Origin of the sequence: Halomonas sp. BL6 (assembly GCF_006228115.1) — a bacterium.
GTDB lineage: Bacteria > Pseudomonadota > Gammaproteobacteria > Pseudomonadales > Halomonadaceae > Vreelandella > Vreelandella piezotolerans.
On record NZ_VDGL01000002.1, the window covers coordinates 1 to 23,818 of the forward strand.

The window sequence follows — 23,818 nt, forward strand, 5'->3', positions numbered from 1 at the left end:
GAAGCGAACCAAACTTGGCTCAAGGGTCAAACGAATTCATTCATTAGGCCGAAGCCTGTTTGACGAGTCGCTTGCCTTGATAATGGGTGATTTGTCACCCTCATCGGCAAGCGCCCACATGAATTACCTGATCAAATTGTTAAAGAGCAACTTTCTTAATGTCGCTGCGGCGGGCCCGATGACCTGACCCGTGTTGCCTCAGCGAGGAAGGCGTATTCTACGCATTCCGTGGTGTTTGTCAACCGCTGTTTTCAGCGGGCGAAGCGAGCGATTTGATCAACCTACTACAGAGCTCTAACTTCTTGACAAACAAGAGGTTTTTCAACCTCATCACCGCTGGTAACGCTGGGCGTCCCCGGCAGCGGATGCGTACTTTACGGATTCGCTGACGAGTTGGCAAGTGCTAATGCGAAAAAGTTTTCAAAATGTTCAGCGTTTGGGTTTTGCCTTACGCATGACGGCCAAGATGGGCCCCGAACACACGTAAGCCGCAAACAGCAGCAGCAGCATGACCGACGGCTCGACGGAGATCATTACGAACCCCAGCACGACCGCCAACAGTACCACGAAAGGCACGGGCTTCTTGAAGTCCAAGTCCTTGAAGCTGTAGTAACGGATGTTACTCACCATCAAGATCCCTGCCGCTCCAACGACAACGAGCATCAGCAGCTTGAAGCCAAAGGCATCGGCATCGAAGCTGTGAAACGTCCATACGCTAGCGGCCACTAACGCCGCCGCCGATGGGCTAGGCAAGCCGATGAACCATTTTTTATCGACACTACCGATTTGCACGTTGAAACGCGCCAAGCGCAGCGCAGCGCAGGCGACATAAAGAAAAGCGACCACCCAACCTGTTTTTCCAATATCTTGGAGAATCCAGGTGAAGGCGACCAGTGCCGGCGCCATACCGAACGAGATCATATCGGCCAAACTGTCGTACTCTGCCCCGAACTCACTCTGGGTATTGGTCATACGCGCCACGCGACCATCCAGACCGTCCAGCACCATAGCAATGAAAATGGCGACGGCTGCCGAGGTGAACTCACCGTTGATACCGGCCACGACGGCAAAAAAACCGGAAAAGAGCGCAGAAGTCGTGAACAGGTTGGGCAGTAGATAGATCCCTTTACGGCGAATCTTTTTACCATCTTCGACGGCTTCTTCCACGACCTCGGTTTCTCGCAAAAACGCGGCGGCAAGATCTTCATTGCCGACGTCTTCGTCTTTGGCAGACGAAGACGGAAGGGTGTCATCGGCAGCCGACGTCTCGGAAGGCTGCGTGCTGCCGTGCTTTTGGTCGCGAGCATCCTGGGTCATAAGCATCATCCATTTGAAGTGAATTCACACGAAAAGGGCTCTCTTCTCATTCTACACGGTGACGCCCAGGCGACCAGCCAATTGCCCTAGACAACGAAAAACGCCCCGAAGCAGCGGTTCGGGGCGTGGATAACGCTATGCGTCGTTTAGTTCTTGGACTTATCGACGAGCTGGTTAGCAGCAATCCACGGCATCATGCCGCGCAGCTTGGCACCGACCTGCTCGATCTCGTGTTCCGCATTCAGGCGACGACGAGCCGTCATGGACGGATAGTTGGTGTTGCCTTCCTGAATGAACATTTTGGCGTATTCACCGGTTTGGATACGCTTAAGAGCATTACGCATCGCCGCGCGAGACTCATCGTTGATGACCTCAGGCCCCGTCACGTACTCACCATACTCGGCATTGTTGGAGATGGAGTAATTCATGTTGGCGATGCCGCCTTCGTACATCAGGTCGACGATGAGCTTGAGCTCATGCAGACACTCGAAGTAAGCCATTTCCGGGGCATAACCGGCTTCGGTCAGCGTCTCGAAGCCCGCTTTTACCAGTTCGACCGCACCGCCACACAGGACCGCTTGTTCACCGAACAGGTCGGTTTCGGTCTCGTCTTTGAAGGTCGTTTCGATGATACCGCTACGGCCACCGCCGACACCGGCCGCATAGGAGAGTGCCAGCTCTTTGGCGCTGCCTGACGCGTCTTGATGAATAGCGATCAGATCCGGAATACCACCGCCCTTGACGAACTCGGAGCGAACGGTATGCCCCGGCGCTTTCGGTGCGATCATGATCACGTCGAGGTCTTTGCGCGGCTCGATCTGGTTGTAGTGAATGTTGAAGCCGTGAGCGAACGCCAGGGTTGCGCCTTCTTTCAAGTTCGGCTCGACTTCCTGCTCGTAAATCGCCTTTTGGTTTTCGTCCGGCGCCAGAATCATGACGACGTCAGCGGTTTTACACGCTTCCGGTACGCTGGCGACTTTCAAGCCAGCCGCTTCGGCTTTTGCTGCAGACGAGGAGCCTTTGCGCAGGGCAACGGTGACGTCGACGCCCGACTCTTTCAGGTTGTTAGCATGCGCATGGCCTTGCGAGCCATAACCCACGATGGTGACTTTCTTAGCCTGAATGAGAGAAAGGTCACAATCTTTATCGTAATAAACGTGCATGGCGAAACTCCAGAAGTCGATGAAACCGAAAGTTTTTATTGCGTATGTGTCAGCGTTGATGGCCACCCGTGCCGTCTTTTGCAGCACTAGGATTTGGCGTTGAGGCCACTCTACGCCAGCGCAGCTATTGCGTAAAACGCTATGTTTGCAACATACTATTTCATATTATGAAATATTGTTCAGTCCAAAGGCTCTCATGGATTTCCGATTACTCAGGCATGTCACCATCCTGGCCGATACGCTGCATTTTGGCCGCGCTAGCGAGCTTTGCCATATCAGCCCCTCGACGCTGAGCCGCTCCATCCAACAGGTGGAGAGCGAGCTCGGTACGCGCCTGTTTGAACGGGACAACCGCCATGTAACGCTCACTCCTCAAGGCATCACCTTCCAACGCTATGCCAAGGAGACGCTCGAGCAGTGGGAAACGCAAAAGCGCACACTGGCGGCGACGACGGCGCAGCTCAGCGGCGAGATCAGCATTTACTGCTCCGTCACCGCAAGCTATAGCTTCCTCTATGAACTGCTCAGCGATGTGCGCACCCGCCACCCCGGCATCGAGCTCAAGCTGCATACCGGCGATCCCGCCGATGCGATGTCCCGGGTACTGGAAGGCGCTGATGACATGGCGATCACGCCGCGACCGCGCATCCCGCCCAGCGCACTGGCCTTCAAGTCGCTGACCCGCTCACCGCTGCTATTCATTGCGCCTACCGACGCGCATGCGTGGCTGCCACCGCAGCCGGACAGCTCCACCGCCGAGCAGTGGCAGCACGTGCCGATGATCTTGTCGGAAGCCGGTCTCTCTCGGGAGTACGCCAACACGTGGTTCAAGGCCATGGGCATTACCCCACGGATTTATGCCCAGGTCGCGGGGCACGAAGCCATCGTCAGCATGGTCGGGCTTGGGTTTGGTGTGGGCGTGGTGCCCAAGATCGTTTTGGACAATAGCCCACTGGCAGAGCGCGTGCAGATACTCAATGTCAAACCCGAGCTCCCCCACTACGACGTTGGCCTCTGCGTACTGAACCGGCGGCTCAAAAATCCGATGATCGACGCGTTTTGGGCGGCGGTGATCCCACGCTGAGGCGCCCCTTACGCACGAAAAAGCCGCCCGGCGAAGGGCGGCTTTGAACGTTGCAGCGTTGAGCCGCGATTTAAAGCGACAGGACTTTATCGCCCCGTGCAATACCCGACACCCCGGTACGTGCTACTTCGAGAATGCCCACGGGTGCCATGGCCTGCAGGAAAGCGTCCAGTTTCGACGCGTCGCCAGTGATCTGTACGGTGTACAGGCTGGGCGTGACGTCGACGATCTGCGCGCGAAAGATATCCACCGTGCGCTTGACTTCATCGCGGGCTGCACCGAGTGCTTTCACCTTCACCAGCATCAGCTCGCGCTCGATGTGGTTGCCTTCGGTGAGGTCCACCAGCTTCACCACATCGATCAACTTGTTGAGGTGCTTGGTGATCTGCTCGATCACTCGGTCGTCGCCCACCGTGGTGACCGTCAGGCGTGACAGCGACGGATCTTCCGTCGGCGCTACGTTCAACGTTTCAATGTTGAAGTTACGCTGGGAGAAAAGCCCGACCACACGCGACAGCGCACCCGGTTCGTTTTCCATCAGAATCGAGATGATATGACGCATCAGGTACGCTCCGTTTTGGACAGCAGCATGTCACGCATAGCACCCAACGGTACCTGCATCGGATAGACGTGCTCATGGGGATCGACCTTGACGTCCAGGAAGACCAGCTCATGCTTGTCGGCAAAGGCACGTTCCAGCGCCGGTTCCAACTCGTCTAGCGTCGTGACGGTGATCGCGGTGAACCCGTACGCCTCTATCAGCATATGAAAGTCGGGTAGCGACTCCATATAGGAGTGCGCATGGCGGGACTTGTAGTTCAAATCTTGCCACTGGCGCACCATGCCGAGCGATGCGTTATTCAGGTTGACGATCTTGACGCCCACGCCGTACTGCTTACAGGTGGAGAGTTCCTGCATCATCATCTGGAAACTGCCTTCGCCGGTAACGCACACCACATCGTCGTCCGGGAAGTTTTGCTTGATCCCCATGGCCGCCGGGAAGCCAAAGCCCATGGTTCCCAAGCCACCGGAGGTAATCAGGCGGTTGGGCTTATCGAACTTGTAATACTGCGCGGCAAACATCTGATGCTGACCTACGTCGGTGGTGACGTAGGCTTCGCCACGGGTGACGCGGCACAGCGCCTCGATGACTTCTTGCGGCTTCAGCGCCTCGCCAGCCTTGGAAGGCTCGTAGAGCTTACCTTCACGCTCGGCTCGCCAGCCGTCGATCTTCTGCCACCAGTCGGTCAACGCGTCAGGATGCGCAATGGCATTCCCCTGCACTAGGCTAATCATTTCGTTGATGACGCTGGAGGCCGGGCCGACGATCGGCACGTCAGCTCGCACGGTCTTGGAGACCGAACTGGGATCGACGTCGACGTGAATGATTTTCGCCGTCGGGCAGAACTTCGACGTATTGTTGGTCACCCGATCATCAAAACGCGCGCCAATGGCAATGATCAAATCAGCGTGGTGCATGGCCATGTTGGACTCGTAGGAGCCGTGCATCCCCAGCCACCCCAAACACTGGCGGTCACTTTGCGGATACGCGCCGATGCCCATCAGCGTGGTGGTAATCGGAAAACCCAGCTGCTTCACCAAATCGGTCAAGCCTTCGCTGGCCTTGCCGGTCACCACGCCACCGCCGGTGTAGAATACGGGGCGCTTGGCCTTCAGCATCATTTCGACGGCTTTTTTGATCTGTCCCGTATGGCCACGGGTCACCGGGTTATACGAGCGCAGCTTGACCTTTTTCGGGTACACGTACTCGTAGCGCTCGGTAGGAGCGGTCATGTCCTTAGGAATGTCGACGACCACCGGGCCAGGACGGCCGGTCGATGCCAAATAGAAGGCTTTTTTCAGCACTTCCGGGATCTCGGACGGATGACGAATCGAGAAGCTGTGCTTCACGATGGGGCGCGTGACGCCGACGATATCGGTTTCCTGGAAGGCGTCGTCACCGATCAGGTGGCTCATGACCTGCCCACACAGCACCACCATGGGAATGGAGTCCATGTAGGCAGTCGCAATACCCGTCACCGCGTTTGTCGCGCCGGGGCCCGAGGTCACCAGCACCACGCCGGGCTTGCCGGAGGCACGGGCATAGCCATCGGCCGCGTGAGTGGCCGCCTGTTCGTGACGTACGAGAATGTGCTTCACTTTGTCTTGGCGGAACAGCGCGTCATAAATATGCAGCGCCGCACCACCGGGATAACCATAAATGTACTCGACGCCCTCATCTTGCAAGAAGCGGGCGATCATATCTGCGCCGGAAAGCAGTTCCACTGTGTTTCTCCCCTGGAGGTCTCGAGTGCGATCCGCAGGGCATCCTGCGGGGTCGAGTGCGGCGGTATGCCGCTGCCGGCCCATGCCGGCACCTGATGCCAAACCCTGGCAATATGGCCCGGTTAGGGCCTGCACTCTCATCGGGAACGCTCATTGATGGCAACCATAAAGAGCGTCTCCCTTACACGGCGGTTTACCGTGTCGGGGCGTTGGCCAGGTCAGGCGGTTAGCCCAAGCCCGGAAGTCCTTCGGCGGGTAAAGGCGTGAGCCTACCCTTCGCGCGGGGATGAGGGGTTGCCCGTTGGTTCCGCGCCCGCAAATCAGGAACCCACAAGATTCCATTAGCACCCTTAGCCTGTCAACCTCAGAACCGACCAAACGCAACAAAGGTCGCAGTCAGCGCAAAAAAATGCCCCGTCCGCGACGCTGACGGGGCATTTGCCCTATTTCATTGCGCAATATCCGCACGACATTGCGCTAAATCCGACTCTTCGAGAAGTTAAGATTAGTTAAACACCAACTTTCCTTCTTCTGCACTGATGTGAATGGTCGTGCCGGGAAGATACTTGCCTGCGAGCAGATCCTGCGCCAGCGGATTTTCGATACGGCTCTGAATAGCACGCTTGAGTGGCCGTGCCCCAAACACAGGGTCGAAGCCCACCACCGCGAGTTGCGCCATGGCATCGTCGCTCAATTCCAGACGCAGATCGTGCTCCGCAAGCCGTGCCTTCAAGCGCTCCAATTGAATGCCAGCGATGGCCTGAATCTGCTCCTGACCAAGGGCGTGGAACACCACCACCTCATCGATCCGGTTGATCAGCTCAGGGCGAAAATGGTTACCCACGACCTCCATCACCGCATTTTTCATCAGCTCATAGTCGTTATCATCCCCGCCCATGCGCTGGATGATGTCCGAGCCCATGTTGGAGGTCATGACGATCACCGTGTTACGAAAGTCGACGGTGCGCCCCTGGCCATCGGTCAAACGTCCATCTTCCAGCACTTGCAGCAGAATGTTGAACACATCCGGGTGTGCTTTTTCCACCTCGTCCAGTAGCAGCACCGAGTAAGGCTTGCGGCGAACGGCCTCGGTCAAGTAGCCGCCCTCTTCGTACCCCACGTAGCCGGGAGGCGCGCCGATCAGGCGGGCCACGGAATGCTTCTCCATGAATTCCGACATGTCGATGCGCACCATGGCTTCTTCGGTGTCGAACAAGAAGTTGGCCAACGACTTGCACAGCTCGGTCTTGCCCACACCGGTTGGACCGAGAAACAGGAATGAGCCGTTGGGGCGGTTGGGGTCGGCAAGACCCGCCCGGGAACGGCGCACTGCGTTGGCGACGGCCTCGACCGCCTCGTTCTGGCCGATGACGCGCTCGTGGAGGGCCTCTTCCATGCGCAGCAGTTTATCCCGCTCGCCTTCCAGCATTTTGGATACGGGAATGCCCGTCCAGCGCGAGACCACCTCTGCGATTTCCTCTTCCGTGACGTTGGAGCGCAACAGCTGATGGCTGGCAGTATCGGCTTCGCCTTCTCCTGCTTCGCTGATCTTTTTCTCCAGCTCGGGAATCTTGCCGTACTGGATTTCCGACATGCGGCCCAAATCACCCTGACGACGCGCCTGCTCAAGATCGATACGCGCTTGCTCGAGCTCCGCTTTGAACTGCGCGGCGCCTTGAATGCTGGCTTTTTCCGCCTTCCAGATCTCATCCAGGTCAGCGTAGTCACGCTCTAACTCGTGGATCTGCTGATTGAGCGCCTCCAAGCGTTTTTTGGTCGCTTCGTCGGTCTCTTTCTTGAGAGCCTCCCGCTCCATTTTGAGCTGAATGAGACGACGGTCTAGACGGTCCATCTCTTCAGGCTTGGAGTCCAGCTCCATACGAATCCGCGAGGCGGCTTCATCGATCAGGTCGATGGCCTTGTCCGGCAACTGGCGGTCGGTGATATAGCGCGTCGAGAGCTTGGCCGCCGCGATGATCGCAGAGTCGGTAATATCAACGCCATGGTGCACCTCGTAGCGCTCTTTAAGGCCCCGCAAAATAGCAATGGTATCGGCCTCGGTAGGCTCGTCCACCAGCACTTTTTGGAAACGGCGTTCCAGGGCGGCGTCTTTCTCGATGTACTTGCGATACTCATCCAGCGTCGTCGCCCCCACGCAATGCAATTCGCCCCGTGCCAGCGCTGGTTTGAGCATATTGCCCGCGTCCATGGCGCCATCGGCCTTTCCAGCGCCCACCATGGTATGCAACTCATCGATGAACAGGATCACTCGTCCCTCTTCTTGGGAGAGCTCTTTCAACACGGCTTTCAGGCGCTCTTCGAACTCACCGCGAAACTTGGCTCCGGCGAGCAGCGCGCCCATATCCAACGACAGCACGCGCTTCTCTTTCAAACCTTCGGGTACTTCACCGTTGACGATGCGCTGGGCCAAGCCCTCGACGATGGCGGTTTTACCTACACCAGGTTCGCCAATCAGCACCGGGTTGTTTTTGGTGCGACGCTGCAACACCTGAATCGTACGGCGGATTTCGTCGTCGCGACCGATCACAGGGTCGAGCTTGCCGTCCAGCGCGCGCTGGGTGAGGTCCAACGTGTACTTGTTGAGCGCCTCCCGCTGCTCTTCGGCATTGGGGTCATCTACCCTAGCACCACCACGCAGGCTGTCGATCGCCGCCTCTAACGTTTTACGGCTGAGTCCAGCCTCTTTCATCAGCTTGGTGATGGCACTGTTCATCTCCAGCGCAGCCAGCAGCACGAGCTCGGAGGCGATGAATTGATCGCCGCGCTTTTGCGCTTCGCGGTCGGTGAGATTGATCAGTTTGACGAAGTCACGCGATGGCTGCACTTCGCCATCGAATTGGCTGACTTTGGGTAGGTCATCCACTAGGCGCTGCAGACCGTCGCGCAGGCGTGAACTGCTGCCGTCGGCTTTCTCGATCAGCGCTTTGATGCCGGTATCTTTGGTATCGATCAGCGCCAGCAGCAGATGCGCGGGATCTAACTGGTTGTGGCCTTGGCCCACGGCGAGGGACTGCGCCTCGGCAATGGCGGCCTGTAATTTGGCGGTGAATTTATCGAATCGCATGGTGTGCCTCCTGGGGATGCCGTGCGTTTGGACCCACGGCGCTGCCCATTGACCTGTCGTTGAACGTGCTAAAGACGATTAGCTTGACAAGTAAGATGGCGTCATATCCACGCATTTCAAGTGGCGATTAATTGATCCAGATCACACTCGCCATGCGACCAGTGTTGCCGTTGTCACGGCGATAGGAGTAAAAGCGCGATTCGCAGGCGGTGCAGAAGTGTCCGCCGCTAATGTGGTGGATGCCCAGTGCTTCTAGGCGAAAACGGGCCAGCCGATACAGATCGGCCATATAGTGGCCTAGCCGGTACGGGCTGTGGTCGAACGCGTCGGCCGTGTCTGGATGTACAGCCACGAAAGCGCCATACACTTCGGGTCCCACCTCGAACTGCGCATTCGAGATGGCCGGCCCCAACCACACCAGGATATCGTCCGGGTCGCAATTCATGGCGGCGATGGTGGCTTCCAACACGCCACCGGCCAGCCCACGCCAGCCCGCATGCGCAACCGCCACCTGCGTTCCTTGACGATTGCAAAACAGCACTGGCAAACAGTCGGCGGTGAGAACGACACAGGCGTACTCGCTGCTGCTGGCAAGCGCTGCATCTGCATCAGGTGTGTTGCTTTGGTATTCCTGCTGCACCCGCGCACCATGCGTTTGGTTAAGCCACAGTAGCGGGCGTTCATCGCCGATCTCTTTGTGTAGCAACCGTCGGCACAGTGCAACATGGTCGGCATTGTCCCCAACGTGAGCGGCCGGATTGAACGCCGCAAAGTCATTCTGACTCGGCCCCGTTTCACGCGTGGTCACAAAGGCTCGCACGTTGGCGGGCGCTGGCCAGTCCGGCAGCAGAAGCGTCGGGCGCAGATCTATGGCATCGCTCATCGCATGGTCTCGCTATCGTCGCGCAGGTAGTCCAACAACATTAGTAGATCATCGGGCAGATCGGCTTGAAAAGTAAGGGTTTCACCACTAACGGGGTGCACGAAGCTGAGCTTTCGGGCATGCAGCGCCTGACGGGGGAATTCGCGCAAAATCTCTTTCAACGGCCCAGCGGCCCCCGGTGGGAGCTTGGCACGGCCGCTGTAGAGCGGGTCGCCAATCAAAGGATAGCGAGCGTGGGCCATGTGCACGCGAATCTGGTGAGTGCGGCCGGTTTCTAGCTGGCAGCGCACGTGGGTATGAGCACGAAAACGCTCGACCACGCGAAAATGCGTCACGGCGGGCTTGCCGGACGCCGTCACGGCCTGGCGCTTGCGGTCTTTCGGGTGCCTGCCAATCGGCGCATCGATGGTGCTGCCCGCCACGGGCTTACCGATCACGATGGCATCGTACTGACGCGACACGGTACGGGCTTGCAACTGCTCGACTAGCGCTGTTTGCGCGGGCAAGGTCTTAGCGACCATCATCAGGCCGGTCGTGTCTTTATCCAAGCGGTGGACGATGCCTGCCCGGGGCACTTCGGCCAACGCCGGGTGATGATGCAGCAGGGCATTGAGCAAGGTGCCATCCGGGTTGCCCGCCGCCGGGTGCACGACCATGCCCGCCGCCTTATTGATGACGATGACGTCCTCGTCTTCGTAGACGATGTCCAGCGCGATGTCCTGGGGCTCGAAACGCGTGTCCTCCTCGATGGTCGCATTGAGCGTGAGCACTTCGTGGCCATGCAGTTTGGCTTTCGGCTTGACCTTGACCCCATCGACGGTGAGTTCACCGGCGTTGATCCACGCTTTCAAACGCTCGCGGGAGTAATCACTGAACAACTCCGCCGCTGCTTGGTCCAAGCGCGCGCCAGCTAACGTTGCGGGCACCCGCTGCGTGGCTTCAACAATACGAGACATGAATGACCTCTCTAAGACGCTAACCGCCCAATCGAACCACCTGAGATGCGCGACTTACCGCTACGACGTGTCGCTAAGCCTGCGTTTTGCGTCTAGGTGTTTTATAGTGGGCTCACTGCGACCTATTCTACCATTTATACTTATGGCCATCGTCGCTTTTCGGTGATTGAGGCTTGTTTGCAACGAGGATGATGATGCGCGTTTTTTCCGCTGCCCACCGCTTTGGCGCCCTAGCCTTGAGCCTTGCCCTTCTCGCAGGCTGCGCCAGCAACGACACGACCCCGGAAGAGGAAGACGAGTTTGCGGGGGTCCAAGAGCGCGAGCTATATGAGCTGGCACGCACCGCGCTCGATAGCAACCGCTTCCCGATTGCTATCGAGCGCCTTGAAGCGTTGGATACCCGTTATCCGTTTGGCCCTCACGCCGAACAGGCTCAGCTCGAACTGATTTACGCCTACTACGAAAACAGTAACTGGGAAGAGGCGCGGGCGGCTGCCAGCCGCTTCATTCGCTTACATCCCGATCATCCTCAGGTCGACTATGCCTATTACCTCCGCGGGCTAGCCGCTTGGCAGGCGGGCCGCTTCAGCCTCGAGCGCCTGCGCCTGATCGACATCTCCAAGCGTGATCTGGGGGCCTCGCGCGATGCTTACAACGATTTCCGCGAACTGATTCAGCGCTTCCCACAGAGCCAGTACGCCCCGGATGCCCAGCAACGTATCGTCTACCTGCGTGAGCTCTTAGCACGCCATGAGCTGCACGTGGCCGACTACTACCTCCGCCGCGGCGCTTTTCTAGCCGCCGTCGAGCGAGGCCGCTGGGTGATCGAAAACTACCCGGAATCCAACGCGACTCGCGATGCGCTGGCGACGATGGTCGAGGGCTACCAGGGGCTAGGGATGGAAGATCGCGCGAGCGAGGTTCTCACCGTGCTGCGTGAAAATGCACCGGGTCATGAGCAACTTCGAGGTGGTCGTTTCGTGCCAAAGCATGACAACAGCGACTGACACCATTTGCCATTTGCTTTTCACTTACAAAAAACCACGCTTAGGCGTGGTTTTTTTGTACAAGAAAATAATTGTTTAATAACAAAACCTTAATCAAATGATAGACAAAATATCATTACAAATATTGTACATCACTAGCACTGAGCATTATGATTCTCCTGCAAACACATAATAAAGCGCCTCCACGGCGCCTAGGAGACCCTGGATGACCTCCCTAATGAAACGCTTGTCTGGAACGACAATCAGCACCCGGCTAGCCGTTGGCTTCTCTATTCTGTTGGCTCTCTTGGTGCTACTGACCATAGCGGGCATTCTTCAAGTCAATCAAATCGACCGTGATTTGACCGTCATCAACGATGTCCAAGGTGAAAAGCAAGGATTTGCCGTCGACATGCGGGGCAGCGTCCATGACCGCGCGATTGCCCTGCGCGATATCGTAATTACCGCTGGTAGCGGGCGTTTGGCCGAGTTGGAAGGCGATATACGCCAGCTAGAGGAGGCTTACCAAACAGCCACCGTCGGCATGGCACAAATCAATCAAACCTCCACGGCCTCTCCGGAAGAACAACAGATTCTCGCGAGCATTCGTGAACAAGCCGAAACGACGACCCGCTTGACCGAACAAGTCATCGCTGCTCGTGAAGTAGGCAACGACCAGCAAGCCGAAACCCTTTTGTTGGAGCAAGCAGGTCCGGCTTATACCGAATGGCTCAATCGCATCAATCAGTTTATTGACCTTCAGACACAGAATAGCGCCGCTACCACCGCATCTGCCCGCGCGACGGCTTCTGGTTTCCAGCTACAAATGCTCGGATTGACGCTCTTTGCCCTACTGATTGGCGGCCTGATTGCGGTCTTCCTATCACGTCAACTGCTGCGAGAACTCGGCGCTGAGCCCTATGAAGTGAAAGCCTTTGCTCAGGCCATTGGTCGTGGCGAACTCGCCACTCAAGGTCGGCTGAAACAAGGCGATACCCGCAGCATCATGGCCTCGCAGGTCGCCATGGCGAAGCATCTGCAGGAGATCGTGGCGCAGGTGCGCGCGTCAGCAGAAGCGGTTGCCTCGAACAGCGAACAGATTGCAGAAGGCAATAACGATCTTGCCTCACGTACGGAAGAGCAAGCCAGCGCTTTGGCAGAGACGGCCTCAGCTATGGAAGAGCTTAATAGTACGGTAAAGCAAAACGCCGATAATTCCGAGCAGGCCAGCCAAGAAGCCGCTAGCGCCTCGATAACGGCGAAGCGCGGTGGGGACGCAGTTCACCAAGTGGTCGCCACCATGAACGATCTGAATAAAAGCTCACAAGAAATAGCAGGTATCATTTCGACCATCGACTCGATCGCTTTCCAAACCAATATCCTGGCCTTGAACGCGTCGGTCGAGGCGGCGCGGGCAGGCGAACATGGGCGTGGCTTTGCCGTCGTCGCTGAAGAAGTGCGTAAGCTGGCTCAGCGCAGTGCCGACGCCGCACGCGAGATCAACAACCTCATTAGCAGCAATCTAGAGCGCGTCAATCATGGCAACGAGCGCGCTGAAGAGGCGAGCAAATCCACTGAAGAGATCGTCGAAGCCATCCAGCGCGTGACCACTATCATGCAAGAGATCAGCAACGCCAGCGCCGAACAGAGTGCCGGGGTTCAGGAAGTAGGCCAGGCGGTCACCGAAATGGACCAAGTTACGCAGCAGAACGCATCACTGGTGAATGAGAGCGCGACCGCTGCCAACAACTTACGTCAGAATGCCCACCAGTTGTTAAACGCCATGGGGGCGTTCAAACTCCCTGAGTCGGCGATGGCGCCGGCCGCTCAACATCGCGCCAACCCACCCTCGACGGCAAGCAGCTATGCTCGTCCCAAGGCCCCGTCGCTACCCACCACACGCTCCAGCGCCCCTGCCGAGCTTGAATGGGAAAGCTTCTAAATAAAACGTCTTATCTGCCGTTAATTTTTAGAGAGGCCGTGGCATGTCCGCCACGGCCCACTGCCTTTCCCAGAGGTGACGATGAAACCCTCGCAGAGCTTGTTCATGGTGTTTCTGCTCCCCATCCTGATGGTGATTCTGCCGGTTGCACTGTTGCTGGGACTGGCCACCTACATGATCAAAGAGCAGTCGCTGCAAAACTACCGGCTTCAATCCAATGATCTGGAAACCCTCGTACAAATGGCGACCTTCGATCGCCAGTTGGGCGATCTTCATCAGCGGATGAGTGAGGTTTTCAGCCGGGCGGAAGCGACCGACCTCGGCACCATGCAGCGCTACGCGGAGTACGGTCGCATCAACCAAGAGCTATCGCGTATTGGGGAAAGCGTCGATCGGCTGTCCAGCTCGCCGCTGATTTTGGACTTGAGCCAGGAAAGCGCAGCTACCCTGCAGCGCGCCTTTTATGAATACCGTCGCTTCGTCAACATGGCCAACGAGGCCGCCACCCTGAATCAGGGGGATCCCGTTTTTTATTTGCAAGAAGCCCAACGTCATTTCACGACGTTCAACCTCTTTTCTCAGCAAATTTTCGAGGCGCTTACCCATCGCGCCAGTGACCGACACCGAGAGTCTTACGCCGATCTCAACCAGTCGCGCAACTCCACGCTATGGCTGGGCTTGGGTCTATTTGCTCTGCTGATCAGTGCCGCTTTTTTGGCCGCATGGCGCATCAACCAGCGGCTCGTCACGGTGGGCGATGCCATTTTGGCGCTGTCCGACAATCGCCGAGCGCTGCCCGACTTGCAAGCGATCGAACGGTTAAGCCAACAACACAGCGGCCCGTTAAAGCGTATTGCGCTTTCACTCCTTTCTTTTCGCGATACCGAGCAGCAGAGACGAGAAGCAGAGCGCCAAGTGCATCAATTGGCTTACTACGACACGCTCACCGACCTGCCCAACTGGCGACTGATGAAAGAGCATCTACAGCACTCGTTGGAGACCAACAGTCAAACCAACACTTACGGCGCGCTGGTGTATTTGGACGTGGACGAGTTCAAACGTATCAACGATGTCATCGGCCATCGGGCGGGAGACGACCTGCTCATACAGATGGCGACGCGTCTTAAAACCTTGGAGCAGCAGGGCTGCAAGATGGGCCGCCTGAGTGGCGACGAGTTCGTGCTGATCGTGGATGGTTTGGATGCCGATAAGTTGAAAGCCGCCGAAAAAGCCGAGTTCTTGGCGCAGCAGATTCAGCACGCGCTGACCCAGCCTTACTGCTTGGATGGGCATCACCAGTATCTTAACGTCAGTCAAGGGCTCGTGCTCTTCAAGGGCGTCGATGATAGCGTCGATCAGCTTTTTCAATACGCTAATTCAGCCGTTCACCTCGCCAAGCGTGATGACCAGAATACGATCCGCTTTTATGACCCAGCCGTTCAAGCCCAGTTAGAAACGCGCACCGAGCTAGAGCGCGACCTGCGCCTCGCCATCGAGCGGGAAGAGTTCGTGCTGGTCTATCAAATGCAAGTAGATAGCCAAGGGCGTGCCATCGGTGCCGAAGCACTCATCCGTTGGCAGCACCCCATACAAGGCTTCGTATCGCCGGGCACATTCATTCCTCTGGCAGAGGAGACGGGGCTCATCATTCCCATGGGCACCTGGGTACTGCATGCCGCCTGCGAACAGCTCGCCCTGTGGGAAGCGGCTGCGCATACCAAAGACCTAGTGCTGGCCGTGAACGTCAGTGCAAAACAGTTTCAGCAGCCACACTTCGTCGAGGAAGTGGCCAAGGCATTGGAACTTAGCGGTGCGTCGCCTCACAAGCTGAAACTCGAGCTCACCGAGAGCACGGTCATCGGTCAGGTGGAAGATACCATCGCCCGCATGCACCGGCTCAAGGCACTCGGCATCAGCTTTGCCATGGACGATTTTGGCACCGGCTACTCTTCCTTGCAGTATTTGAAGCGTTTGCCGCTGGACCAAATCAAAATCGATCAATCCTTCGTGCGCGACCTTCATCAGGACGCAGATGACATGGCCATCGTCGAGACGATCATTGCCATGGGGCGCTCGCTGGGCCTTAACGTCATTGCCGAGGGCGTAGAGACCATGGAGCACTGGCGATATTTGAACGAACACCAGTGCCACGCTTACCAGGGTTACTACTTCTGCAGGCCGGTGACGCCAGAAGAGATGGCTAAACAGTGCTTAGCCCCGCCCCCGGTGCTCACGTAAGCCGCCGATGCCCCATCTGAGGGCTTACGTCAATCGCCCGGCTGCCAGCCATTGACGATAGGGTAGCGGCGATCTCGCCCGAAGCCCCGCGGGGTCACTCGCACGCCTACCGGCGCCTGGCGGCGCTTGTACTCACAGCGATCCACCAGTTTGACGACCTTGTAGACATCCTCTTCCTCGAAGCCTGCAGCAATGATCGCCTCGGCACTCATGTCTCCCTCGATGTAGCGGACCAGAATGGCATCCAACACATCGTAGTCTGGGAGCGAATCGCTATCCTGCTGGTCGGGCGCAAGTTCGGCGCTGGGTGGACGCTCGATCACGCGCTCGGGAATGGCCGGCGACTGGGTATTGCGCCAGCGCGCCAGGCGGTATACCCAGGTTTTATAGACATCTTTGATGGCGTTGTAGCCCCCCACCATATCGCCATACAGCGTGGCATAGCCGACAGCCATTTCGCTCTTGTTGCCCGTGGTCAGCACCATCAGGCCTTTCTTGTTGGAGATCGCCATGAGCAGCACGCCACGGCAACGCGACTGAAGGTTCTCTTCGGTAGTATCGCGCTCGGTGCCTGCAAAACTCTCGGCCAGCGTCCCCATGAAGGCTTCGACCATGGGCTCTATGGGCATCACGTCATAATGAACGCCCAGCAGGGTCGCCTGTTCGGCCGCATCCTGCTTGGATATATCCGCAGTGTAATGGTAAGGCATCATGACCGCTTGTACCCGCTGCGGTCCCAGCGCATCCACCGCAATGGCCAGCGAGAGCGCCGAATCGATGCCGCCAGAAAGCCCCAGCACCACGCCTTTGAAACCGCTCTTGTTGACGTAGTCACGCAGGCCGGTCACCAGCGCGCAGTAAAGGCTTTCCTCGGGTTCCACATCTGGCTCGATTTCGCCAGCCTGGGGTTCCCAGACGTTCGCACTAGTTTGCAGGAGCTGAATGGGCATTAGCCCCGCCTGCCAGTAGGGCGCCAGTACCTTGAGTTGACCGTTGGCATCGACACAGCTAGAGCCACCGTCGAACACCAACTCGTCCTGGCCACCGATGGTATTGACGTACACGACGGGCAATTGCACGTCTTGGGCGCGCTGTTCTAGCAAGCGCAGCCGTTCGGCGGGCTTGTCTTGATGATAGGGCGAGGCGTTCAAACTGATCAATACTTCAGCCCCCGCCTCGCGCGCGGCCTTCACGGGCACACCTTCCCACAAGTCTTCGCAAATCAGTAGACCTAACTTGGCCCCTTTATGCTCGTACACCAGCGGCTCGGTGCCCGGCGTGAAGTAGCGCTGTTCATCGAACACTTGGTAATTGGGCAGCGCTTGTTTGGCGTACTCCGCCTCCCATTGGCCGTTGTAGAGCACCCCCGCCAAGTTGTAACACTTGCCTTCACGCACGCCGGGGTAACCAATGATGACCAGCACGTCGCGGGAGATTTTTTCCGCCATCGTGGCGCGCGCCTCACGCAAGCGGGTTTCCATGGAGGGACGCAACAGTAAATCTTCCGGCGGGTAGCCGGATAAAAACAGTTCAGGAAAGACGACGATATCCGCCCCATGCTCGATCCTCGCTTCACGCACCGCTTCGATGGCACGCGCGGCGTTGCCGGGAATATCGCCGACCAGCGGGTCGAGTTGGGCCATTACCAGCGTTAAGTCTTGCATGGGCGTCAAAATCTCTTGAGAATCTTCAGAATACGGTGGCATCTACCTAGTCGCTGCATTGTCCCGCAAGGCGTGCTCAGTGGCAAAGGTCATTGTTACGAATGCCATGTCGTCGCCTTTTCCCACCAGGGGAGCCATTGAGGATGAACCTATTGATCATTCGGCTAATTATCTTTGCCGCGCTGTTTTATGTAGGCCTGAAGCTTTACGGACTCTATCGCCAACGCAAGCTGGCCCATCAGCAGCAGGCACCGTCGCGCCACGAAGGCGGCAACATGGTGCGCTGCCGCTGGTGCGACGTTCACGTGCCAGAGAACGAGGCGCTACGTGACGTCGAGCAGTGGTTCTGCTGTAGCGCTCACCGTGACCGCTTCCTACAAGAGCAGGAAGACAATCGTCGCTAGCGATCATGGCCACGCCAAGCGCTCGGCCGTTGGCTGGTAAGGTGTTGGGTCCAGCAAGGGTTTGCGCCCCAGCACTTGATCGACCAGTAGATGCGTCGAAGCAGGCGCCAGCACCAAGCCATTCCGATAATGCCCGGCATTGACAAACACATTGGGAAACTCGGGCAGCGCGCCAATGAACGGTATACCTTCCGGCGAGCCGGGGCGCAGCCCCGCCCAATGGTACGCAACAGGGCAATCGGCTAACGCAGGGATAATGTTTTCCGCACTCCGCTTGAGCGATGCCAACGCCTCTTCATCGGTGGTTTTATCGAAGCCCGCCTCTTCCAAGGTAGACCCCACGAGCAGCAAACCATCGCTACGTGGAATCACGTAGCGACCATCCTTGAGCACTACGCGCTGGACTAAACCGGGCGGCGCTTGATAAGCGATCATTTGTCCTTTGACGGGCCGAACCGGCAATCGCACGTTCAGCCCGTCAAGCACGCTTGCGCTCCAGGCCCCGCCACATACGATGAACTGCTCTGCTAGCTGGTCACCTCGGCTCGTCGCAACCCCCACTACGCGGCCTTGACGCTGCAGAAAACCTTCGACACGACACGCCTCGATCAGCGTCACGTGAGACAGGGCAGCCAAACGAGCGCGCAGCGCCTGGCCCAAGCGCGGGTTGCGCACGCTGCCTAGTGTGGGCATCCAGAGCGCACTGCCTTCGGGAGTAGCGGCTTCAGGCTCTTTATGATGAACGAAATCGGCGTTGACCCGCTCTAGCGGCTTGCCGAGTTGTCGCGCCCAGTGCAAGGCCGCCTCGTCATCGTCCACATTCAAGTAGAGCAAGCCCTTTTGCCGATACTCCGGGTCGATACCGGTCTCTTCCAACAAGCGCAGGGCTAGCGTGGGATAGGCACCCTCTGACCAGCGCGACAGCTGAGACACCGGCTCACCATAACGCCAGGGATAGAGCGGCGAAACGATCCCGCCGCCTGCCCAGGATGCCTCTTTTCCGCAAGTTCCGCGCTCGATGAGCGTGACCCGCTGACCAGCGTCCGCTAGCTGAAGTGCCGTCATCATTCCGATCACGCCACCTCCTAAAATTAAGAGATTGCTCACAACGTTTGTCCGTTTTGGCTTACATAAAAAGTGCGCGGTGCCCCCTAGGATCAACAAGATCACGCAACGTTAACCAGCGCAACGAGCATCGCGCTCGTCGACAGGAGGTCAAGCGATGAAATGCGGTGGCACGCACGGGCAGCACTCGTCCCATCAGCGGGGGTTTACACTCATCGAGATGTTGGTGGCGATGCTGTTGATGACCGCCATGATAGCGTGGCTGACACCAAGCGTTCAGGCACTGAGTCACCACAGCCTTCTCAATAGCGAAGTAAGCCGCCTGCGCTCTGCGTTTGCCCTGGCCAGACATACGGCCATTTCACAACGTACGAAGGTGACCGTGTGTCCGGCAAGCGCAAACCTCACCACCTGTGCGTCGACGTGGGGCGACGCACTGGTCGTCATAAAGGGAGACGTCGAGGACGGCTTTCAACCGGACGATATCCTGCGCGTCTTTCCCGGGCAGGCGGCGTCTTACACCACCTATAGCCGCGGCTGGCGACACGTTCGATATAACGTGCTGGGCCATACCAGTGGCTACAACGGCAGCTTCGCGATATGCGCCACACAAGCAGAAGGAAAACGGTTGGTACTCAGCCAGTTAGGCAGGTTACGCGTGGATGAGGCACCTATCGACTGCTAAGATCGCCAACAGGTGCTCTCCTCCAGAATGCAGCTACATTAAGCAATGCCATCCAGATAGCGTTCGGCATCCAGGGCTGCCATACAGCCGCTGCCTGCCGAGGTGATCGCCTGGCGATAGATATGGTCCATCACGTCGCCACAGGCAAATACGCCCGGCACGCTCGTAGCCGTTGCATTGCCTTCACTGCCCGATGTCACTTTGATATAGCCACCGTTCATCTCCAACTGCCCTTCGAAGATGCCCGTATTGGGACTATGGCCGATGGCAATGAATAGCCCCGGCGCGTGAATCTCTTTCGTGCTGCCATCCTTGGTGGACTTGACTCTTACGCCGGTCACGCCGGTGTTATCCCCTAATACCTCCTCGACTTCGTAGAACCACTCCAGGGCAATTTTACCCGCCTCGGCTTTCTCGAAGAGCTTGTCTTGTAGGATTTTTTCCGCGCGCAGGGTATCACGGCGATGCACCAGCGTGACCTTGGAAGCGATGTTAGACAAGTAGAGTGCTTCTTCGACCGCCGTATTGCCCCCTCCAACGACGACGACCTCTTGATTGCGGTAGAAAAAACCATCGCACGTCGCACAGGCCGACACGCCCTGTCCCATGAACTGTTGCTCGGTGGGTAAGCCCAGATAGCGTGCGCTGGCACCGGTGGCGATGATCAGCGCATCACAGGTATAGGTGCCACTATCGCCTTTTAGGGTATAGGGTTTTTCAGCTAAGCTGACTTCATTGATATGATCGAACAGAACCTCGGTGTTGAAACGCTCGGCATGCTGCTTCATGCGCTCCATCAACGCCGGCCCCTGGACACCGTCGGCATCACCAGGCCAGTTATCCACGTCGGTCGTGGTGGTCAATTGGCCACCTGCCTGCATCCCGGTAATGAGCAGGGGCTTGAGGTTGGCACGCGCGGCATACACCGCCGCAGTGTAGCCTGCTGGGCCAGACCCAAGAATAATCAAACGTTCATGACGTGTTTCCATGACACCACCTTTGTCACAATTGAGCAGATAACGTTGCAAGAGAGTCTGCCTGAAATGGCGTCAAGTACAAGCGATTACAAGGGCTCGCCTACGCTATTAGGCGAAGACGGCTTGAAAGCGCACCGTGAAACACCCATGTCTGATTAATCAGCCATACTGATATTACGTCAGTCGTCGTTAAACCCCACGATGAGACCGCCATAGCCAACATCGCCATACCCAGATAAACAGTGACCGTCGCGCAACGCCAAGCAATCAGAGGAGAATGGAATGAGCAAGATACCCAACACGCTTCATACCTTGACGGCAGGAAGCCAAGAGTATCACTACTACAGCCTGCCCACGGCGGCTGAGACGCTAGGCAATATCGACCGACTGCCCAAGACGCTCAAAATCCTGCTCGAAAATCAGCTGCGTTTTGCAGACGATGAGAGCGTCGAACGGGACGATATGCAGGCGCTGGTGGACTGGCAAAAAGAGGGCAAATCCAGCCGTGAAATTGGCTACCGGCCGGCGCGGGTATTGATGCAAGACTTTACCGGTGTGCCTGGCGTGGTCGACCTCGCCTCCATGCGCGCGGCGGTGGAAAAACTGGGCGAAGACCCTGCCCGCATCAACCCACTCTCTCCAGTGGACTTGGTGATCGACCACTCGGTGATGGTCGATAAGTTCGGTCATCCGACGGCGTTTCAAGAAAACGTCGATATCGAGATGCAGCGAAACGGCGAGCGCTACGAATTCCTACGTTGGGGCCAGAAAGCCTTCGACAACTTCAGCGTCGTGCCACCCGGCACCGGGATTTGCCACCAAGTGAACCTGGAGTACCTAGGCCGCACGGTGTGGACCAAAGAGGAAGATGGCAAGACCGTTGCCTACCCCGACACGCTCGTAGGAACCGACTCTCACACCACCATGATCAACGGCCTGGGTGTGCTGGGCTGGGGGGTGGGCGGCATCGAAGCGGAGGCCGCCATGCTGGGCCAACCGGTCTCCATGCTCATTCCGGAAGTGATTGGCTTCAAACTGACCGGCAAACTGCGCGAAGGTATTACTGCCACGGACCTCGTTCTCACCGTGACTGAAATGCTGCGCAAGAAAGGCGTGGTCGGTAAGTTCGTCGAATTTTATGGCGACGGCTTAAAAGACCTGCCGCTAGCGGACCGCGCCACCATTGCCAATATGGCCCCTGAGTATGGCGCCACCTGTGGCTTCTTCCCGGTGGATGACGAAACGCTCAACTACCTGCGCCTAACCGGCCGTGAAGATAGCCAGATTGCCCTGGTCGAGGCTTACAGCAAGGCCCAGGGCCTGTGGCGTGAGCCGGGCGATGAGCCGATTTTCACGGACACGCTGAGCCTGGACATGAACGAGGTAGAGGCCAGCCTAGCAGGCCCCAAACGCCCGCAGGACCGTGTTGCACTCAAAGATATGGTCAGTGCGTTTGGCAAGGTCATGGAAGAAGACGGCAAGGCGCTGCCCAGCACCGAAAAGGGCAAGCTAGCCTCTGAAGGCGGCCAGACCGCCGTGGGCATCGACCGCAGCTACGAACACGACTTCAAACACAGTGATAGCCAGACCGTCACGATGGGCGAGCAGGACTTCAGCCTGGACCCCGGTGCCGTGGTCATTGCGGCGATTACGTCGTGCACGAACACCTCGAACCCCAGCGTGATGATGGCGGCAGGCTTGTTGGCGCGTAACGCGCGTGAGAAGGGCTTGACCACCAAGCCTTGGGTGAAAACATCGCTCGCGCCCGGCTCCAAAGTCGTCACCGACTATCTCGCCGCGGCCAGCCTCGACGATGACCTGGATGCGCTAGGCTTCAACCTCGTGGGCTACGGCTGTACCACCTGTATCGGCAACTCAGGCCCCCTGCCAGAAGAGATCGAAAAAGCCATCAACAATGGCGACCTCACCGTGGCATCGGTGCTGTCGGGCAACCGCAACTTCGAAGGCCGCGTTCACCCACTGGTCAAAACCAACTGGCTGGCATCGCCGCCCCTGGTCGTTGCCTATGCACTGGCGGGCAACGTGCAGTGCAACTTGACCACCGACCCGCTCGGCCAGGACAGCGACGGCAACCCGGTGTATCTGAAAGACATCTGGCCTTCGCAGGCCGATATCGCCAGCGCCGTCGAGAAGGTGAACACCGAGATGTTCCGCAAGGAGTACGGTGCCGTCTTCGAAGGCGATGAGACGTGGAAAGCCATCAAAGTGCCGGAGGGTAAGGTCTACGAGTGGCCGGAATCGACCTATATTCAGCACCCGCCCTTCTTTGAAGGCATGCAGCGGGAGCCAGACACCATCGAGGACGTGAAAAATGCGCGTGTCCTGGCGATGCTTGGCGACTCCGTCACTACCGACCACATCTCTCCAGCGGGCTCCATCAAGCCCGACAGCCCCGCCGGCCGCTACCTGCAAGAGCACGGCGTGAAGCCGGTCGACTTCAACTCTTACGGTTCGCGCCGAGGCAATCATGAAGTGATGATGCGCGGCACCTTCGCCAACGTGCGGATCAAAAACGAAATGCTCGACGGCGTGGTAGGCGGCGAAACGCGCCATGTGCCGAGTGGTGAACAGATGGCCATCTACGATGCCGCCATGAAATACAAAGAGGAAGGCACGCCGTTAGTGGTCATTGCCGGTAAAGAGTATGGCACCGGCTCCTCGCGTGACTGGGCAGCCAAAGGCACCCGACTGCTGGGCGTGCGTGCTGTGATCGCCGAGTCCTTCGAACGCATCCACCGCTCTAACCTGATCGGCATGGGCGTGGTACCGCTGCAATTCCCGGAAGGCGAAAGTCGTGAGAGCCTGGGATTAACGGGGGATGAAGAGATCTCGATTGCGGGGTTGAGCGATTTGAGCCCCGGCGGTAACGTTCAGGTCGTGATTAAAAATAGTGACGGCGAACGTACCGTTGATGCCAAGTGCCGAATTGATACCGTCAATGAGCTGGCGTACTACCGTCACGGTGGTATCCTTCACTACGTGCTGCGCAAGATGATCGGCGCAGCCTAAAGGTACGACCTACCAATGCTTGCATCGCCCCCACCTCGGTGGGGGCTTTTTTT

18 protein-coding genes are annotated in these 23,818 nt (G+C 57.8%); 8 read left to right on the forward strand and 10 right to left on the reverse strand.

Translation table 11 applies throughout. The features are described from left to right. A partial coding sequence (locus FHJ80_RS17360) for a hypothetical protein (RefSeq protein ID WP_218013961.1) occupies positions 1–187 on the forward strand: 187 nt, incomplete at its 5' end. Between the two features lie 242 nt (positions 188–429). Here FHJ80_RS17360 and pssA read toward each other — a convergent pair. Both pssA and ilvC read right to left on the reverse strand, forming a co-directional pair. Then, complete coding sequence (pssA, locus tag FHJ80_RS03580; RefSeq protein ID WP_139525680.1) at positions 430–1,317, reverse strand: CDP-diacylglycerol--serine O-phosphatidyltransferase; 888 nt, start codon at positions 1,315–1,317, stop codon at positions 430–432. A 146-nt stretch (positions 1,318–1,463) separates the two neighbouring features. Further along, positions 1,464–2,480, reverse strand: a complete 1,017-nt coding sequence (gene ilvC / locus FHJ80_RS03585) for a ketol-acid reductoisomerase (RefSeq protein WP_062362822.1) — start codon at positions 2,478–2,480, stop codon at positions 1,464–1,466. A gap of 196 nt (positions 2,481–2,676) precedes the next feature. Between ilvC and ilvY the strand changes: the two genes are divergently transcribed. Continuing rightward, positions 2,677–3,564, forward strand: coding sequence for an HTH-type transcriptional activator IlvY (gene ilvY, locus FHJ80_RS03590; RefSeq protein WP_139525681.1), 888 nt, complete (start codon positions 2,677–2,679; stop codon positions 3,562–3,564). 70 nt (positions 3,565–3,634) lie between these two features. Here the strand turns inward: ilvY and ilvN are convergent, their stop codons facing one another. The 5 genes from ilvN to rluD form a co-directional block, all read right to left on the reverse strand. Beyond that, positions 3,635–4,126: an acetolactate synthase small subunit gene (ilvN, locus tag FHJ80_RS03595; RefSeq protein ID WP_030074339.1), complete on the reverse strand. Its 492-nt coding sequence runs from the start codon at positions 4,124–4,126 to the stop codon at positions 3,635–3,637. Beyond that, positions 4,126–5,850, reverse strand: coding sequence for an acetolactate synthase 3 large subunit (locus tag FHJ80_RS03600; protein ID WP_139525682.1), 1,725 nt, complete (start codon positions 5,848–5,850; stop codon positions 4,126–4,128). The genes ilvN and FHJ80_RS03600 overlap by 1 nt, the downstream gene beginning before the upstream one ends. 505 nt (positions 5,851–6,355) lie before the next feature. After that, complete coding sequence (clpB, locus tag FHJ80_RS03605; protein ID WP_139525683.1) at positions 6,356–8,935, reverse strand: ATP-dependent chaperone ClpB; 2,580 nt, start codon at positions 8,933–8,935, stop codon at positions 6,356–6,358. 127 nt (positions 8,936–9,062) lie between these two features. Continuing rightward, positions 9,063–9,818 carry a peptidoglycan editing factor PgeF gene (pgeF, locus tag FHJ80_RS03610; RefSeq protein WP_139525684.1) on the reverse strand — a complete coding sequence of 252 codons (756 nt, stop codon included), beginning with the start codon at positions 9,816–9,818 and terminating at the stop codon, positions 9,063–9,065. Further along, positions 9,815–10,774 (reverse strand): 23S rRNA pseudouridine(1911/1915/1917) synthase RluD, encoded by a 960-nt coding sequence (rluD, locus tag FHJ80_RS03615; RefSeq protein ID WP_139525685.1) that lies wholly within the window; start codon positions 10,772–10,774, stop codon positions 9,815–9,817. Before rluD ends, pgeF begins: the two co-directional genes overlap by 4 nt. A 194-nt stretch (positions 10,775–10,968) precedes the next feature. On the opposite strand from rluD, the gene FHJ80_RS03620 reads away from it, so the two are divergent. The 3 genes from FHJ80_RS03620 (at position 10,969) to FHJ80_RS03630 (ending at position 15,940) form a co-directional block, all read left to right on the forward strand. Then, positions 10,969–11,781 carry an outer membrane protein assembly factor BamD gene (locus tag FHJ80_RS03620; protein WP_139525686.1) on the forward strand — a complete coding sequence of 271 codons (813 nt, stop codon included), beginning with the start codon at positions 10,969–10,971 and terminating at the stop codon, positions 11,779–11,781. Positions 11,782–11,986: 205 nt separating this feature from the next. Continuing rightward, on the forward strand, positions 11,987–13,702 hold the full coding sequence (locus FHJ80_RS03625) for a methyl-accepting chemotaxis protein (protein ID WP_139525687.1): 1,716 nt from the start codon (positions 11,987–11,989) through the stop codon (positions 13,700–13,702). A gap of 81 nt (positions 13,703–13,783) precedes the next feature. Beyond that, positions 13,784–15,940: a bifunctional diguanylate cyclase/phosphodiesterase gene (locus FHJ80_RS03630; protein ID WP_139525688.1), complete on the forward strand. Its 2,157-nt coding sequence runs from the start codon at positions 13,784–13,786 to the stop codon at positions 15,938–15,940. Between the two features lie 29 nt (positions 15,941–15,969). On the opposite strand, the gene FHJ80_RS03635 is transcribed toward FHJ80_RS03630, so the two are convergent. Continuing rightward, entirely contained in the window at positions 15,970–17,604 is a 1,635-nt protein-coding gene (locus tag FHJ80_RS03635; protein WP_139526212.1) for an NAD+ synthase, read from the reverse strand. Between the two features lie 143 nt (positions 17,605–17,747). On the opposite strand from FHJ80_RS03635, the gene FHJ80_RS03640 reads away from it, so the two are divergent. Continuing rightward, complete coding sequence (locus FHJ80_RS03640; protein ID WP_139525689.1) at positions 17,748–18,008, forward strand: PP0621 family protein; 261 nt, start codon at positions 17,748–17,750, stop codon at positions 18,006–18,008. A gap of 3 nt (positions 18,009–18,011) precedes the next feature. Here FHJ80_RS03640 and thiO read toward each other — a convergent pair whose 3' ends face one another. Beyond that, a complete protein-coding gene (thiO, locus tag FHJ80_RS03645; protein WP_139525690.1) occupies positions 18,012–19,115 on the reverse strand; it encodes a glycine oxidase ThiO in 1,104 nt (367 codons plus the stop codon). Positions 19,116–19,230: 115 nt separating this feature from the next. Between thiO and FHJ80_RS03650 the strand changes: the two genes are divergently transcribed. Next, entirely contained in the window at positions 19,231–19,758 is a 528-nt protein-coding gene (locus tag FHJ80_RS03650; protein WP_139525691.1) for a GspH/FimT family pseudopilin, read from the forward strand. A 38-nt stretch (positions 19,759–19,796) separates the two neighbouring features. On the opposite strand, the gene trxB is transcribed toward FHJ80_RS03650, so the two are convergent. Then, positions 19,797–20,747, reverse strand: a complete 951-nt coding sequence (gene trxB, locus FHJ80_RS03655) for a thioredoxin-disulfide reductase (RefSeq protein WP_139525692.1) — start codon at positions 20,745–20,747, stop codon at positions 19,797–19,799. A gap of 270 nt (positions 20,748–21,017) precedes the next feature. On the opposite strand from trxB, the gene acnA reads away from it, so the two are divergent. After that, on the forward strand, positions 21,018–23,765 hold the full coding sequence (gene acnA, locus FHJ80_RS03660; protein ID WP_139525693.1) for an aconitate hydratase AcnA: 2,748 nt from the start codon (positions 21,018–21,020) through the stop codon (positions 23,763–23,765). Positions 23,766–23,818 lie beyond the last annotated feature (53 nt).